Genomic DNA, 17,158 nt, shown 5'->3' with positions numbered 1-17,158 from the left:
CTATATGTCACTTATTACTAAGGATCTTTTTGTTGTCTACCACATTAAATCATCTGGTATTGCAAATTCAGCATATGGGTCATCTTCATCATTTTCTGCTGAGTGATCAGTTTGGTCATGTAGTGCAACAAGTACTGACTCATCAATAGCTCGTAATTTTTCAGCGGCTTCCTTATTGATTAAATAAAATTCATCATTTAAAACACAAATAGCAAAGGCACCTTTAATTAAACCTTGCTGAATAGAGGGGGTTACCGCAATGCGTTTAACTTTGTTTTCATATGTGAAATGGTAGTCTAGCTCACCTTGGTAATCTTTTTCACAATGCTGGGCAATCATCTGGATTAATTTACCGTGTGCAGCTCTTATTGCTAATTGTTGTTGGGTTTCTTGGTTATCCGCTAGGTCTTTTTGTCTTTGCAATTCAGTTTTTTCTTGCACTGCTTTTTGCAAGTCTGAAACAACCACTGTCCCTTTTTTTTTCTTTTGTTTTGCTTGGCGACGTTTTTCTGTTTGTGCTTGTTTTGCTTTTTGCTTATTAACTAAACCTGAATTCATTAATTGCTCTTGTAATGAAGCCATATCGAAACCTTTTGCTGATGAAATATAAAGGAAATAGTTTAGCATATAATATTATTTCAAATATCGACTTTCTTTTAAAAAAGGGTTAGATTGAATTGTCGGATAAAGGAAATGTTCAAATACAAGGAGCTGAATATAATGAAAAATTTACAAGTTAAGCAGTTTATGACAGGTAAAAGCATTGCATTCACAAAAGGAATGAATTTAGAAGCCGCTGTTGATAAATTATTATTATCTAATTTAATTGGTGGGCCTGTTGTCGATGAGTCGGGACATGTAGTAGGTTGGTTATCTGAGCAGGATTGCCTTGCTAAGTTAATTGAAGCGAGTTATTACCATGAACATGCTGCATTGGTTGAAGATGTTATGTCTGATGCTCCTTTGAGTATCCCTTCGACGCTAAGCATTTTAGATTTAGCACAGAAAATGATCCACGAAAAACCAAAAATGTATCCTGTGTTAGACGAGGATAATATTTATGTTGGTTTGATCACTCGAAAAGTTGTGCTGGGCGCAATCAAGTCACAATTACAACAAAACTAATATTAGCGATCATTTAATATTCATCAGTTGTAGTGCATATAAAACGTGCTAATTAGGCACGTTTTAGATTTATTTAAATCTAAATTAAGCCTTAAAGATACTGTAATAGAAACACTGTGGCAGCGCCTAATATTCTGTAAATAACTCCATCTAACTTCTTTGTATTACCTTTGTATCTAAACTTCTCCTTAGTTTAACTCCACTTTTTTCATGTTTTGAACATAAGCTTTGACTTGTATTGTTCATCATAAAAATGATAATGCGACTAACTGTTACGACTCTCTTGGGTTAATAACCTGTTTATTCCAGCAAGTTAAATTGATCGGGGTTCCTTTATATTGTTCAAGTTGTTTAATGAACGCTACTCGCGTGTTCGCAGTTACACCTAAACTTTGTAAATGCGCTGTCATCATTTGGCAGTCTATCAATTGCCCTTGAAAACGTGAAAAATGCTGGCTAAAAGCAATAAAAGCAAGTTTTGATGCATTAGTTTGTTGATGAAACATCGACTCACCACAAAAAATGCCACCTATATTCACCCCATATAATCCACCCACTAATTCATCTTGATCCCAGACTTCCACTGAATGTGCAACGCCGCGCAAATGTAACTGATAATAAGCAGCTTGGATCGCTGGGCTGATCCACGTTTCAGATTGCTTTTTACGTGGCTGTGCACAGGCTTTAACAACGTCTTTAAATACATGATTAATCGTCACGGTAAGTGTTGTTTGGCGAATAAATTTTTCCATGCTTTTACTTATATGCACTTGCTGTGGTTGGATCACGGCTCTTTCAGCAGGACTCCACCATAGAATAGGCTCGCCATCAGAAAACCAAGGGAAAATAGCGTGTTGATAGGCATTAAGCAGCCGTTCGGGTGATAGGTCACCCCCGATTGCTAATAGTCCTTCTGGATCATCTAACGCATTGTTGGGATTGGGGAATTGAATAGAGTCAATGGATAATACGGTGAGTTGTTTCGGCATAAGTTCTCTAGATGTTTTGGGAAAAATAATTAAAGCTAGCTTATTTGCTAGTAAATGACATTCCCAAGAATTTAAAAAATGTTATTTTTATATTGATCAGTTATTCAACTCAACATTATCGGGTTATAAATAACGGCGGTAATTATTTTAAAGTCTGCATTTTACATGATTTTAATAGATTAAGGATCCATAACGGTACTTAGGCTACCTTTTTTATTGGCTGTGTTTTTAAGGTAATCAAAAAGGTAATCACTTTACAGTTAGCTGTTGTTTACTCAATAAATCGGGTTTTCAAACATTTAACTATTTTATTTGTTATCGTGTATTAAATTTATCACATTTTAAAAAATTAAGGTCAAATTGATGAGTGTAATCGATTACGAAAACTTGTTTGAAGTTAGAAAGGAAAAAGAAGAAAAAAAAGGGCAAGTGACTATTGTTATAACACCTGATTTAAGCATCCCATCTCCAGACTTGATGATAAGACATCGAATTAAATATGATGATATTTTACATTCAAAAATCACATTTAATACCATTAGCAATTGTAACGACATTAAAGGCAGCGTGACAACATTCTATAAATTGGATAATGAATTTAAATCTATTATATTCATTCAAAGTGAAATCATTCCCTACAGCACTGATTTAGATGTTCGTTATATGAATGAGGCTTATAAATATACTTTTCTTATCCATGGGCTTGCCCATATAAATGACTTTGAAAATAGTATTAATTTTAATAAACATGGTAAGCAAATAGATGTAATTAAAATTGAAGCTTATGCTGCAACCTACATACTAAAATATTTTACAGTGAAAAGTTACGACATGGCTAGGGCGTTATATGCACGCAGATTACTTAAGTTAAATAATTCAAGTGATGGTTGTTGTTTACAAATTCAACGAGAAATAATGAAGAAGTATCCAAAGAAAAAACTACTTCAATGGTCAAAACAGCTTTAAAAAAAGAGGGTACACAGATAATTAAAGGTTATGAAACCCATTAACTACTGTATACCCTCATTATTGCTCACTTTACAAAAGAATATGACCTGTAGCGGTGCTACTTAGTTATGCCATTAAGTGTGATGAGCTAGTCGTATTATTTTTCAGGGTAATTTAAATCAACTTCACCTGTGTACATTTGACGCGGACGACCAATTTTTTGCCCAGGTTGATCTAACATCTCTTTCCAATGTGAAATCCAACCAATAGTACGAGAAACAGCGAATATTACTGTAAACATAGTACGTGGAATACCCATAGCACGTAAAACAATACCTGAATAGAAGTCTACATTAGGGTAAAGTTTTTTCTCGATGAAGTAAGGGTCTTCAAGCGCAATACGCTCTAGTTCCATTGCAACATCTAGAAGTGGATCATCAATTTTCAGATCATCTAATACTTCATGACATGTTTTACGCATTACCGTTGCTCGTGGATCATGGTTTTTATAAACGCGGTGTCCAAAGCCCATTAAACGGAATGGGTCATCTTTATCCTTCGCTCTTGCAACGAACTCAGGAATACGATCAACAGTACCGATCTCTTCTAACATTTCTAAACATGCTTCGTTAGCACCACCGTGAGCAGGTCCCCATAATGAAGCAATACCAGCTGCTATACATGCGAATGGGTTAGCACCTGAAGAACCGGCTAAACGCACAGTAGAGGTTGATGCATTTTGTTCATGGTCAGCATGAAGAATCAATATTTTGTCCATTGCACTTTCTAGTACTGGATTAACAACATATTGTTCACATGGAATACCAAACATCATCTTCAAGAAATTACCGGCATAAGATAATGTGTTATCCGGGTACATGAAGGGTTGACCTATAGAATATTTGTAGCTCATTGCCGCTAAAGTTGGCATTTTTGAAATGAGACGGAATGCTGCTATTTCACGACATGACTCATTTGTAATATCTAAGGAGTCATGGTAGAAAGCTGATAAAGCACCTACTACACCAACCATAATCGCCATTGGATGAGAGTCACGACGGAAACCGCGGTAAAATGCGACTAGTTGTTCATGTAACATTGTATGATGAAGTACAGTGTGTTTGAACTTGGCAAATTCTTTTTCAGTAGGTAGTTGACCGTTCAGTAATAAGTAGCAAACTTCTAAATAATCTGATTTGTATGCTAAATCATCGATAGCATAACCTCGGTGTAGTAAAATCCCTTCATCACCGTCAATGAAAGTTATTGCAGACTCACAAGAGGCTGTTGCAAGGAAACCAGGGTCGTAAGTGAAGTAGCCTGTCTTTCCTAAGCTACGAATATCAATGACATCATTACCAGCTGTTCCACTAAAGATAGGTAGTTCAACAGGATCTTGTCCTGGTAAGTGAAGTATTGCGACTTTGTCCGACATTATTTTCTCCCTTGTTTTAAAAATTATTTATATTTTTTAAAATTCTTTGTACTCTTTTTGTACTCTTATTTTTATATACACGCTTTTTTGGTGCCACATTTTTACAGTCAAAATTTAACCTTGTCAAATTATACATTGCAACTTTGCGGGAGAAGATCGCAACAAATATTAGATAAAATCTTTAATAATCCAAAGAGCTATAATTTCTTTCAAGCCTCTGATATCTTAAGGATTGGGTGGGTGAAATTTTTAATTGTAGTATTTATTGATTAATTGCAAATTTTACCGTACTTAGCTCACAAAAAAATGCGTTTCGATGTTACAAAGCATTAACAATGTGCTAACAATAGAGCCCGTAAAACAACCCCTAACTTTTAGCCATCATAAAGAGATAAATTGTGCGCAAAGAGAGACCTAAAAATTTAGACCTATCCACGGTTAAATTCCCCATTACTGCTACAGCATCAATACTGCATCGTGTTTCTGGGATCATCGTTTTTATTGCATTAGCAATATTCCTTACCCTCCTAAACTGCTCGTTATCATCAGCTCAAGATTTTCAAAGTGTACAAGGTTATTTAGACTTGTTTATCGTTGAATTTATTTTCTGGGGATCATTAACAGGTCTTGCTTACCATGCCGTGTTTGGTGTTAGGCATATGATACAAGATTTAGGGTACTGGGAAGAAATGGACAGTGCATCACTTAGTGCAAAAGTAGGCTTTGGCCTTACTGCTGTATTATCAATATTAGCGGGGATTTTAGTATGGTAAAGGTTGCAGGTACTTTCGGGCGAAGCGGCGTCCACGATTACATATTATTACGTGCCAGTGCAGTTATTTTATTAGCCTACATTTTATATCTTGTGGGTTTTGTTGCATCTGCGGACATTACTTATCAAGTTTGGACAGGCTTTTTCTCACTAACATTAACAAAAGTATTTACGTTAATGGCATTAGTGGCAATGCTAGTTCATGCATGGATTGGTATTTGGCAAGTTTTAACAGATTACGTTAAATGTACATTATTACGTGGCACATTACAGTTTGTGTTAACAACAGTTGCATTTGCTTACGTTATTTTTGGTTTTGTAATTTTGTGGGGTGTTTAAGTGAGTCTACCTATTCGAGAATTTGATGCGATTGTTATTGGTGCTGGTGGTGCAGGTATGCGCGCGGCATTATCTATTTCGCAGGAAGGAAAAAGCTGTGCGTTGATTACTAAAGTATTCCCAACGCGTTCTCACACTGTATCTGCTCAAGGTGGTATTACAGTAGCGCTAGGTAATGCACATGCAGATAACTGGCAATGGCATATGTACGACACGGTTAAAGGTTCTGATTTTATCGGCGACCAAGATGCTATTGAGTTTATGTGTAACGAAGGACCTGATGCGGTTCGTGAACTTGAAAATATGGGTTTACCTTTTTCTCGTTTCGAAGATGGCTCAGTTTACCAACGTCCTTTTGGTGGTCAATCTAAAGAATTTGGTGGCGAACAAGCTGCTCGTACTGCAGCAGCTGCTGACCGTACAGGTCATGCTTTATTGCATACGCTTTACCAACAAAACATTAAAAATAAAACGACTATTTTCTCTGAATGGTACGCACTGGATTTATTGAAAAATGATGATGGTGATGTTGTTGGTTGTACTGCTATTGATATTGAAAGCGGTGAAGTTTGTGTGTTTAGAGCACAAGCTACGGTACTAGCAACGGGTGGAGCAGGGCGTATTTATGCTTCTACGACTAATGCTCACATTAATACTGGTGACGGTGTTGGTATGGCATTACGTGCTGGTGTACCGGTACAAGATATGGAAATGTGGCAATTCCACCCAACCGGTATTGCTGGTGCAGGTGTTCTGGTAACAGAAGGGTGTCGTGGTGAAGGTGGTTATCTTTTAAATAAAGATGGTGAACGTTTCATGGAACGTTATGCGCCTAATGCTAAAGATTTAGCGGGGCGTGATGTTGTTGCTCGTTCAATCATGATTGAAATTCGTGAAGGTCGTGGTTGTGAAGGTCCATGGGGCACGCACATTAAATTAAAACTAGATCATCTTGGTAAAGATGTATTAGAAACTCGTTTGCCAGGTATTTGTGAATTATCACGTACGTTTGCTCACGTTGATCCTGTACATGAACCGATTCCAATTATCCCTACTTGTCATTACATGATGGGTGGCGTACCTACGACGGTTAATGGTCAAGTATTAAAGCTTGATGAAAATGGTAAAGATGTTGAAGTGAAAGGTTTATTTGCGGTAGGTGAAATTGCAAGTGTATCAGTTCATGGAGCAAACCGTTTAGGTGGTAACTCATTACTTGATTTGATCGTGTTTGGTCGTGCCGCAGGTAAACATCTTGGTAAAGTATTAACCAAAGAAAATACAGCTAAGCCACCTACAGAAGAAAACATTGAAGCTTCTTTAGCACGTTTCAATCGCTGGGAAAAAGGCACGGGGACAGAGTGTCCTGATCAAATTCGTAAAGATCTACAACAATGTATGCAAAATAACTTCTCAGTATTTAGAGACGGTGCTGCAATGGCTGAAGGCCTTGCCGAGTTACGCGTGTTACGTGAACGTTTGAACAATGCTAAGTTAAGCGATAAGAGCAGCGAGTTTAATACAAATCGCATTGAGTGTTTAGAATTAGATAACTTAATGGAAACTGCTTTTTCAACTGCTTTAGCGGCAAACTTCCGTACTGAAAGTCGTGGTGCGCATAGTCGTTTTGACTTCCCTGATCGTGATGATGCAAATTGGTTACACCATAGTATCTTCAATCCTGAAACAGAAAGTATGTGTAAACGTGACGTTAATATGGCGCCAGTACTACGTGAAGCTTTCCCACCTAAAGCACGTGTTTACTAAGAAGGTTTTATAATATGAATGTTACATTTTCTGTTTATCGCTACAACCCTGATGTTGATGACAAACCTTCAATGAAAGAGATGTCATTAGAAATACCTGAAGGCTCTGACATGATGGTGCTTGATGCTTTAATTGCATTAAAAGAGCAAGATAAGTCATTGTCATTCCGTCGCTCATGCCGTGAAGGTGTTTGTGGTAGCGATGGTTTAAATATTAATGGTAAAAATGCATTAGCGTGTATTACGCCTATTTCTGATTTACTTTCTGCAGGAAAAATTGTTCTTCGTCCACTACCTGGTTTACCAGTGGTACGTGATTTAGTGATCGATATGACACAATTTTATACTCAGTATGAAAAAGTAAAGCCATTTTTAATTACAGATGGCACTATACCGCCTGCTGGAGAGTTCAAACAATCTCCTGAAGAGCGTGAAAAATTAGATGGTTTATACGAGTGTATTTTATGTGCTTGTTGTTCAACCTCTTGTCCTTCATTCTGGTGGAATCCTGATAAGTTTATTGGTCCAGCTGGTTTATTAGCTGCCTACCGTTTCCTTATCGATAGTCGAGATAGTGCAACTGAAGAACGCTTGTCGAATTTAGATGATGCTTTCAGTGTTTTTCGTTGTCACGGTATCATGAACTGCGTGAGTGTTTGTCCGAAAGGATTAAATCCGACCAAAGCGATTGGTAAAATTAAATCTATGTTATTACAACGCGCAGTTTAATTACTAAATAATTATTATTAATTAAACATTAATAAAGAATAAGGAATTTTAATGCCAACTAATGTTATGGAAACTTGGTTAGCCTCATCGCATCTTTCCGGGGCAAATTCTACTTATATCGAAGACATTTACGAATTGTATTTAGAGGATCCACTTGCTGTGGACGCTAATTGGCGTGAAGTCTTTGATGAGTTACCAAGTGTGACTGATGCTCCTGAGGAGCGTCATTCAATTATCCGTGAACAAATGAAACTTGCGGCTAAAGGGCCAAAATGTTTCACACCACCAGATGGTGCTGTTCACAATGATGCAAAACAAGTCAAAGTGTTACAATTAATCGGTGCTTACCGTAACCGTGGACATGAAATCGCTAACTTAGATCCTCTTGGTTTAGTTAAAACTGAATCAGTTAAAGAGTTAGACCCTTTCTATCATGAACTTACTGGTTCTGATTTAGATGCTAATTTCAATGTCGGTTCATTTGCTGCTGGCAATGAAACGATGGTGTTAAAGGATCTTATTGCATCACTTAAACGTACTTATTGTGGTTCGTTGGGTGTGGAATACATGCACATCACGAATACTGATGAAAAGCGTTGGATCCAAAACCGTATTGAGTCATGTGAAAGTCGCCCATCGTTCAGCAACGAAGCTAAAAATCGATTTTTAGAAGAGTTGACTGCAGCAGAAGGACTTGAGCGTTACATCGGTGCTAAATTCCCTGGTGCAAAACGTTTCTCTTTAGAAGGTGGTGATTCTTTTGTCCCTATGCTTAAAGAAGTCATTAGACGTTCGGGCGAGCAAGGTGCACATGAAGTTGTAATTGGAATGGCGCACCGTGGTCGTTTAAACGTGCTAGTTAACGTATTAGGTAAAAAACCCGCTGATTTGTTTAATGAGTTTGCTGGTAAACATGCCAATATAGATGGCTCAAGTGATGTTAAATATCATCAAGGTTTTAGTAGTGATTTTAAAACGGCTAAAGGTAATGTACATTTATCATTAGCATTTAACCCTTCACACTTAGAAATTGTTAACCCTGTAGTCTTAGGCTCGGTTCGAGCTCGTCAAGAGCGATTAAATAGTATTGGTGAAAGTGTTTTACCTATTACTATTCACGGTGACTCTGCTATTGCTGGTCAAGGTGTTGTGCAAGAGACATTCAATATGTCACAAGCACGTGCATTTAAAGTAAGTGGTACTATCCGTATCGTTATCAATAACCAAGTTGGTTTCACTACTTCAAACCCTGAAGATACTCGCTCAACGCGTTACTGTACTGATATTGCTAAAATGGTCCAAGCACCCATTTTCCATGTTAATGGTGATGATCCTGAAGCAGTCATGCAAGCGGCACATATCGCAATTGATTTCCGTAATAAATTCAAGCGTGATGTTGTTATTGATTTAGTTTGTTACCGTCGTCATGGCCATAACGAAGCTGATGAACCAAGTGCAACACAGCCATTGATGTACCAGAAAATCAAAAAACATCCTACGCCACGTGATATCTATAGCAAGCAACTTGAAAGTGAAGGTGTGATTGCAGAAGGTTTTGCTAAACAGCTTGTTGCTGATTACCGTGATGCCTTAGATAATGGCGAGTGTGTGGTTAAAGAATGGCAATCGATGCAAGGCAATTCAATAGATTGGTCTCCTTACCTAAAACATGACTGGGATTTACCCTACGAAGCGGGTTTCCAAAAACAACGTTTAGTGGAATTAGCGGAATCTATTAGTCATTATCCAGAAGATCAGAAACAACATTCACGTATTGCGAAAATCTACAATGACCGTCAGGCGATGGCCCGTGGTGAAAAGCTACTTGATTGGGGTTTTGCCGAAAACTTAGCTTATGCGACCTTGTTAGACTCTAAGTATAACATTCGTTTGGTAGGTCAAGATTCTGCTCGTGGTACCTTCTTCCATCGCCATGCTGTATTGCATGAGCAATCGGAAGCTAAACGTTATACTCCTCTACATAATATCTCTGATGATCAAGGTCACTTTGATGTTTATGATTCAGTGCTATCTGAAGAAGCGGTACTTGCTTTTGAATATGGTTACTCAACTGGTGCACCTAAAGGTTTATGTATTTGGGAAGCGCAGTTTGGTGACTTTGCAAATGGTGCTCAAGTTGTATTTGACCAATTCTTATCATCAGGTGAACAGAAGTGGGGCCGTATGTGTGGTCTGACTGTTTTATTACCACATGGTTATGAAGGTCAAGGTCCAGAGCATTCTTCTGCTCGTTTAGAGCGTTTCTTACAATTGTGTGCTGAGCATAATATGCAAGTATGTGTTCCTTCAACACCTGCTCAGGTTTACCACATGTTACGTCGCCAAGTAATTCGTTCAATGCGTCGCCCATTAATTGTTATGTCACCTAAATCATTGTTACGTCATCCATTAGCGGTTTCTAGCTTAGATGAATTAGCATCAGGTACATTCTTAAATGCAATTGGTGAAGTGGATGAATTAAACCCTGAAGCAGTGACTCGAATTGTTCTATGTAGTGGTAAAGTTTACTACGAACTTTTAGAAAAACGTCGTGCTGAAGAATTAAACCATATTGCGATTATACGAATCGAACAGCTATACCCATTCCCTACGGATGAAGTAAATGATTTACTTGAGCAATATGCGCATGTAACTGAGTTTATTTGGTGTCAAGAAGAGCCTCAAAATCAGGGCGCTTGGTACTGTAGTCAACATAATTTCCGTACTGTCATGCCTGAAGGCGCTACGCTGCATTATGCAGGTCGTGCAGCATCAGCATCAACGGCGGTTGGTTATATGTCTCTACATGTTAAGCAACAAAAAGCATTAGTGAACGAAGCACTTGGTTTTGATGAACAGTAATCAAAATTAAATCGAATTTATTGAAGAAAATTATTATTGTAGGAAGCGTTAATTATGATTGAAGTATTAGTTCCAGAACTTCCAGAATCAGTTGCAGATGCAACTGTAGCAACTTGGCACAAACAACCTGGCGACTTCGTTGAGCGTGATGAAGTATTAGTTGAAATCGAAACCGATAAAGTTGTTTTAGAAGTACCTGCTACAGCATCAGGTATCTTAAAAGAAATAATTGAAGATGAAGGTGCAACCGTACTTTCTAAGCAATTATTAGCTAAATTAGAAGAAGCAGATGCACCTGCTGCAGCTAAAGAAGAAGTTGCTCCAGCTGAAGCGCCTGCAGCAACTGCTGATGCAAGCCCATCTGTACGTCGTTTAATGCTTGAAGAAGGCATTGATGCACGTGATATCAAAGGATCTGGTAAAGGTGGTGTTATCACGCGTGAAGATGTAGATAACTTCCGTACGTCTAAAAACAAAAGTGAAACGGCACCTAAAGTTGATATCGTTGCTGCTGTTGCTGCACGCAGTGACAAGCGCGTACCGATGACTCGTTTGCGTAAGCGTGTTGCTGAGCGTCTATTAGAAGCTAAAAACTCGACGGCAATGTTAACCACATTCAATGAAGTAAACATGAAACCAATCATGGATCTTCGTAAGCAGTACCAAGAAGTGTTCGAGAAAAAACATGGTATCCGTTTAGGGTTCATGTCTTTCTACATCAAAGCTGTGACTGAAGCGCTTAAACGTTACCCAGAAGTCAATGCTGCAATTGACGGTACTGATATCGTTTACCACAACTTCTTTGATATCAGTATTGCTGTATCAACACCACGTGGTCTTGTAACACCTGTTTTACGTGATACAGATACTTTAAGTGTTGCTGACATTGAAAAGGGCATTCGTGAGCTTGCTATCAAAGGTCGTGACGGCAAATTAACGGTTGACGAAATGATGGGCGGTAACTTTACGGTTACTAACGGTGGTGTATTTGGTTCACTGCTTTCAACGCCAATTATTAACCCACCACAAGCGGCTATCTTAGGTATGCATAAAATCCAAGACCGCCCAATGGCCATTAATGGTGAAGTGAAAATTTTACCTATGATGTACCTAGCACTTTCATACGATCATCGTTTAATTGACGGTAAAGAATCAGTAGGATTCTTAGTAACAATCAAAGAACTACTTGAAGATCCAACACGTCTATTACTAGACGTTTAATATCGATTTTTAAAAATAGTCGATTGGCTGTTTATATTGTTAAACAGCCACAAAAAAATTGTTTTTACACTCACGGCTTTCGGGCTATTAAGTTTAACTAAACAGATGGAAATAAATCATGAATTTGCATGAATATCAGGCAAAACAATTATTTAAAGAATACGGTTTACCGGTTCCTAATGGTGTCGCTTGCGACAGCGCTGAAGATGCGGTGAATGCTGCATCTAAATTAGGTGGCGAACGTTGGGTTATTAAATGTCAGGTACATGCGGGCGGTCGTGGTAAAGCGGGTGGCGTACAGTTAGTTGATTCAAAAGACGGTATTCGTGAATTCGCTCATAAATGGTTAGGTCAAAACTTAGTGACTTACCAAACAGACGCAAATGGTCAGCCAGTTAACAAATTATTATTAGAAGAATGTAGTGACATTGCTAATGAGCTTTATTTAGGTGCGGTAATTGACCGTGCTTCACAACGTGTTACTTTCATGGCGTCTACTGAAGGCGGCGTTGAAATTGAGAAAGTTGCAGAAGAAACACCTGAACTAATCCATACTGTTATGATCGACCCTTTGGTTGGCGCACAAGCGTACCAAGGTCGCGAATTAGCATTTAAATTAGGTTTATCTGGTAAGCAAATTGGTCAATTCACTAAGATTTTCTTAGGCCTTGCAACTATTTTTGAAGATAAAGATTTAGCGTTATTAGAAATTAACCCATTAGTAGTGACAGGTTCAGATGACCTAATCTGTTTAGATGGCAAAATTACTATTGACTCAAATGCAATGTACCGTCAAAAAGCACTTCAAGCTATCAATGATACAACACAAGACGATGCACGTGAAATGCATGCTGCTCAGTGGGAACTTAACTATGTAGCACTTGATGGCAATATCGGCTGTATGGTTAATGGTGCAGGCCTTGCTATGGGTACCATGGATATGGTTAACCTACATGGTGGCAATCCGGCGAACTTCTTGGATGTTGGCGGCGGTGCAACTAAAGAACGTGTTACAGAAGCATTCAAAATCATCCTTTCTGATGACAAAGTTAAAGCTGTTTTAGTTAATATCTTTGGCGGTATCGTACGTTGTGATTTAATCGCAGAAGGTGTTATTGGCGCAGTAGCTGAAGTAGGTGTTTCTGTTCCTGTTATCGTTCGTTTAGAAGGTAACAATGCAGAATTGGGTCGTAAGATCTTAGCAGAGTCTGGTCTTAATATTATTGCAGCAACATCATTAACAGATGCTGCTCAGCAGTCTGTTAAAGCGGTAGGTGGAAAATAATGAGTATTTTAATTAATAAAGACACTAAAGTAATTTGTCAGGGTTTCACTGGTGGTCAAGGTACTTTCCACTCAGAGCAAGCGCTTGAATACGGTACAAAAATGGTCGGTGGTGTTTCACCTGGTAAAGGCGGACAAGTACATTTAGGCTTACCTGTATTTAATACAGTACGTGAAGCTGTAGAAGAAACGGGTGCGACAGCATCGGTTATTTATGTACCAGCTCCATTTTGTAAAGATGCTATTTTAGAAGCGATTGATGCAGGCATTAAATTAATCGTTACTATTACGGAAGGTATTCCTACACTAGATTTAGTTGCAGTTAAAATCAAACTAGATCAAGAAGGTGTTGTGATGATCGGTCCTAACTGTCCTGGTGTAATCACACCTGATGAATGTAAAATCGGTATTATGCCAGGCCACATTCATAAAAAAGGTAAAGTAGGTATCGTATCGCGTTCTGGTACATTAACTTATGAAGCCGTTAAACAAACTACAGACGAAGGTTTTGGTCAATCTACTTGTGTTGGTATTGGTGGCGATCCAATTCCTGGTTCTAGCTTCATCGATATTCTAAAATTATTCCAAGAAGATCCTGAAACTGAAGCAATTGTAATGATTGGTGAAATCGGTGGTACTGCGGAAGAGGAAGCGGCTGCATTTATTAAAGCAAACGTAACTAAACCTGTTGTTTCTTACATCGCTGGTGTTACTGCACCTGCTGGTAAGCGTATGGGGCATGCTGGTGCGATTATCGCTGGCGGTAAAGGTACTGCAGAAGATAAATTTAAAGCATTAGAAGATGCAGGCGTGAAAACGACTAAATCACTTGCTGATATCGGTAAAGCACTACGTGAAGTAACTGGTTGGTAATCTCTTAACGAGATTTCTTACTGTGTTGACTCACAATATAAGCCTCGCTTTAATAGCGGGGCTTTTTTATGGCAGTTATTTATTGTGAGTTGCATTAGAACAACAGATATAAGCATAAAAATGATTAAATCTCTAGCAGCTGTTTATTTCAGTAAAGCACTACGTGAAGTAACTGGTTGGTAATCTCTTAACGAGATTTCTTACTGTGTTGACTCACAATATAAGCCTCGCTTTAATAGCGGGGCTTTTTTATATCTAAAATTTAAATTCTATTCCTTGCGTTTAAACTTAATGAAGCTGTTCTGGTATAATATTTCTGTATAAACCCATTAAAGGTTAATTGATATTGTTGACGTTTTGTATAGAGTGACTGACGTAGTTATTGGCTAAAAAGGTAGCAAAACATTGCATCTAGCATAACTCTTTACATAGCTCTTTACACAGCAGCTTACGTAGCATCAGGCTAATAGTCTTCTAATAAAGTTTCCTATCGTATTTATTCACAATACAAGCCCAGTGACTCCCTGTTTGTTTTTATAAAAATTTTAAGTTATGTACTTATGATCTGAATCCCAGCCTTCTTCAATAAACAGTAATTTTAAAGATATGACAACTGAACCATTAAGCCACATTCGATCTCATTGAAAAGCTCGCGTACAGTTTACGCAAAATGGACGATCGTTTCTTAAAGTAATTAATTATTGCGAAATACAATAAAGAAAACCTTCGATTCAATTTATTGTTAATAATGCTTTCAATCTATTTAGAATTGAGTAATTCGAACTGATTTCATTCTATCCAACAATTAAGTTCAAATAATATGTCGGGAAATCTTGCATTACTTATGAGTTAGTAATTAATTTTTTACGAAATTATTATTGTTAAATACATCAATAGCTTGCATTCTATTTTAATATTATGTTTTAAATTAACTGTTAGTTTTTTAAAATATCCCTTTCTATTTATGTAAATGACTTTTTTAAATTTTGTCTTTTATTTTATAATGTCATTTCCCCTTTTTTGAATGTTTTGTTTCATTCATTATTCACCTTTAATGATACTGAATTAACAATATGTTGATTTTCTTTACATTTTTTATTAAATAGGCCCATAAAAACCTGTATCTATCTGTTAAATATGGAGATTCTTGGTTTGGCATATTTGATGCTTTATCAAGTCTAATACCAGTTATGTATATATCTGATATATCTGATATATATGCTTTTTTCTTAAGTTTTTCTTTCTTACATTAATGGGATAGGGGTGGAATATGGACATGTTTAAACTTTCAAACATAAAAAAAATGGGATTAGCGATAGGACTATTGTTTAGTGCAAGTACTTTTGCCGGTACAATCGTAGATACAGTAGAACAAAATCAATTTGTTGGTTGGTGGGGATCGCATACTTATCAGCACAATTTAAATGATGGTTTAAATCAAACTGGAGCGTTTACTTTAGGAAGTGCTTTTAGTGGGTTCCTAGAAGTAGAAGTTACAGATGATAATGATGGTTTTTTCGAGGGGTTAGTGCCAGAAGTTATTTTATTTACCGTTGAAGATTTTGACTTTGATACCGGTGCCATCACATTCAATAATGGTTTCTCTGGTGCATTAGAAGTTAATGCTTTAGGTGCTTTGAATGCTGATGGTTTACTTGATATTGTAGTGTCATCTTTATTGGGTGACTTCTATGTCGGAAAATCAACCTTAACAGTACAAGTACCTGCGCCTGCGACGATGTTACTATTTGGACTTGCGATTGCAGGTTTAGCTGTTCGCCGCCAACGTCAATTACAAAAATAAATTCAAGAGTAGTTACCTCTGCATCAAGAAAGCCTCGTTATTTTAACGGGGCTTTTTATTAATAGTTAAAAACTTATTATGCGAGTGTAGGAGACGGCTTTGTGTTGTAAATCTTTCCTATTTATTCTTAGCAATGGCTATTGTTACCAACAACATTGACTCGCTATCTAGTAGATAATTAGTATTACTATTTTTACTAGATAAACTCCATAGAGATAAGCAAAGTGAGTCAGTGTTGCTATTTATACTGCTTTTACGTTATAAACTTTTTTTCATAACTTGTTTGTAGAAGCGCCGTTCTAAACTCAATAGTTTTCTTTTGACTATATAAATCATCGATACTTTATAATTTAACCTATCTAGATAATGAAATATTCGTTATCTATATGTGGAGTTGGGGATGTGAAGTTGAGTTTAAAACGCGTTATTGGCGACAGTAGCTACTAATAGGCTTCTAGGCTATCATCGCACTGCATATTAACTGTAAAAATTGGGATAGAAAAATGAATTTAACGAAATTATTACCACTATTGGCATTTACAGTTGCAATACCTACTTTCGCCGCTGAAGTCAGTAAGATTAATGAAAATAACATGATTGGTCATTGGCGCTGCCAGCACCAAACAGAAGAGCCAAATACCAAGATGAAAGTTAAGGTCAGCTATAACATAAATTATGCTAAGCAAGGCAAGTCGAGTGGCTCTGGTACTGTATTGCTGAAGATTCCAGGTATGCCTGAATTGACATTTAATGAAACCGATAAATCGTCATGGCAGTTAAAAGGTGATCAACTTGTTATGTCATCCACTGAGATTGACTTCACCAATGTGAGTCATCCACAACTAAATAACTTTTTTAATTTTAATGATATTTTGCCAGATAGTATTAACGAATCAGGTAAGGTATTAGCATTAACTGCTTCAACATTAACGGTTAAATCTACTGCTTATGGTGAAGTGTATTCCTGCTCCCGGTTAAAGGGTTAAAGGGTTAAAGGGTTAAAGGGTTAAA

The 17,158-nt window shown here is 37.4% G+C and carries 15 protein-coding genes; 12 read left to right on the top strand and 3 right to left on the bottom strand.

Annotated features, from left to right (window positions below):
- Positions 1-36 precede the first annotated feature (36 nt).
- Positions 37-582, bottom strand: a complete 546-nt coding sequence (locus H5084_RS15540) for a DUF2058 domain-containing protein (RefSeq protein WP_182691339.1) — start codon at positions 580-582, stop codon at positions 37-39.
- A gap of 138 nt (positions 583-720) precedes the next feature.
- Here H5084_RS15540 and H5084_RS15535 point away from each other — a divergent pair, with 138 nt between their 5' ends.
- Positions 721-1,125: a CBS domain-containing protein gene (locus H5084_RS15535; protein ID WP_028866941.1), complete on the top strand. Its 405-nt coding sequence runs from the start codon at positions 721-723 to the stop codon at positions 1,123-1,125.
- Positions 1,126-1,397: 272 nt separating this feature from the next.
- On the opposite strand, the gene aat is transcribed toward H5084_RS15535, so the two are convergent.
- Positions 1,398-2,114 carry a leucyl/phenylalanyl-tRNA--protein transferase gene (gene aat / locus H5084_RS15530; protein WP_182691337.1) on the bottom strand — a complete coding sequence of 239 codons (717 nt, stop codon included), beginning with the start codon at positions 2,112-2,114 and terminating at the stop codon, positions 1,398-1,400.
- Positions 2,115-2,477: 363 nt separating this feature from the next.
- Here aat and H5084_RS15525 point away from each other — a divergent pair, with 363 nt between their 5' ends.
- Complete coding sequence (locus tag H5084_RS15525; protein ID WP_182691335.1) at positions 2,478-3,080, top strand: hypothetical protein; 603 nt, start codon at positions 2,478-2,480, stop codon at positions 3,078-3,080.
- A gap of 139 nt (positions 3,081-3,219) precedes the next feature.
- Here the strand turns inward: H5084_RS15525 and gltA are convergent, their stop codons facing one another.
- On the bottom strand, positions 3,220-4,497 hold the full coding sequence (gene gltA, locus H5084_RS15520) for a citrate synthase (protein WP_182691333.1): 1,278 nt from the start codon (positions 4,495-4,497) through the stop codon (positions 3,220-3,222).
- Between the two features lie 398 nt (positions 4,498-4,895).
- On the opposite strand from gltA, the gene sdhC reads away from it, so the two are divergent.
- The 10 genes from sdhC (at position 4,896) to H5084_RS15470 (ending at position 17,133) form a co-directional block, all read left to right on the top strand.
- Positions 4,896-5,270: a succinate dehydrogenase, cytochrome b556 subunit gene (gene sdhC, locus H5084_RS15515; RefSeq protein ID WP_028866937.1), complete on the top strand. Its 375-nt coding sequence runs from the start codon at positions 4,896-4,898 to the stop codon at positions 5,268-5,270.
- Entirely contained in the window at positions 5,264-5,608 is a 345-nt protein-coding gene (gene sdhD / locus H5084_RS15510) for a succinate dehydrogenase, hydrophobic membrane anchor protein (protein ID WP_166372946.1), read from the top strand. The genes sdhC and sdhD overlap by 7 nt, the downstream gene beginning before the upstream one ends.
- Positions 5,609-7,375: a succinate dehydrogenase flavoprotein subunit gene (gene sdhA, locus H5084_RS15505; RefSeq protein ID WP_028866935.1), complete on the top strand. Its 1,767-nt coding sequence runs from the start codon at positions 5,609-5,611 to the stop codon at positions 7,373-7,375.
- Positions 7,376-7,389: 14 nt separating this feature from the next.
- Complete coding sequence (locus H5084_RS15500) at positions 7,390-8,103, top strand: succinate dehydrogenase iron-sulfur subunit (protein ID WP_182691331.1); 714 nt, start codon at positions 7,390-7,392, stop codon at positions 8,101-8,103.
- A gap of 51 nt (positions 8,104-8,154) precedes the next feature.
- Positions 8,155-10,965: a 2-oxoglutarate dehydrogenase E1 component gene (sucA, locus tag H5084_RS15495; RefSeq protein WP_182691329.1), complete on the top strand. Its 2,811-nt coding sequence runs from the start codon at positions 8,155-8,157 to the stop codon at positions 10,963-10,965.
- A 54-nt stretch (positions 10,966-11,019) separates the two neighbouring features.
- Entirely contained in the window at positions 11,020-12,186 is a 1,167-nt protein-coding gene (gene odhB, locus H5084_RS15490; RefSeq protein ID WP_220485985.1) for a 2-oxoglutarate dehydrogenase complex dihydrolipoyllysine-residue succinyltransferase, read from the top strand.
- Positions 12,187-12,304: 118 nt separating this feature from the next.
- Positions 12,305-13,471, top strand: a complete 1,167-nt coding sequence (gene sucC / locus H5084_RS15485) for an ADP-forming succinate--CoA ligase subunit beta (protein ID WP_028866931.1) — start codon at positions 12,305-12,307, stop codon at positions 13,469-13,471.
- Positions 13,471-14,343 carry a succinate--CoA ligase subunit alpha gene (sucD, locus tag H5084_RS15480; protein WP_028866930.1) on the top strand — a complete coding sequence of 291 codons (873 nt, stop codon included), beginning with the start codon at positions 13,471-13,473 and terminating at the stop codon, positions 14,341-14,343. The genes sucC and sucD overlap by 1 nt, the downstream gene beginning before the upstream one ends.
- A 1,270-nt stretch (positions 14,344-15,613) precedes the next feature.
- Positions 15,614-16,147, top strand: a complete 534-nt coding sequence (locus H5084_RS15475) for a PEP-CTERM sorting domain-containing protein (RefSeq protein WP_182691327.1) — start codon at positions 15,614-15,616, stop codon at positions 16,145-16,147.
- 503 nt (positions 16,148-16,650) lie between these two features.
- Positions 16,651-17,133, top strand: coding sequence for a hypothetical protein (locus H5084_RS15470; RefSeq protein WP_182691325.1), 483 nt, complete (start codon positions 16,651-16,653; stop codon positions 17,131-17,133).
- The last annotated feature ends 25 nt before the right edge of the window (positions 17,134-17,158 follow it).

Origin of the sequence: Psychromonas sp. SR45-3 (assembly GCF_014163575.1) — a bacterium.
GTDB classification, from domain to species: Bacteria; Pseudomonadota; Gammaproteobacteria; order Enterobacterales; family Psychromonadaceae; genus Psychromonas; species Psychromonas arctica.
The sequence above is the reverse complement of the archived record's forward strand: the minus strand, read 5'-3'. Positions and strand labels throughout refer to the sequence as shown.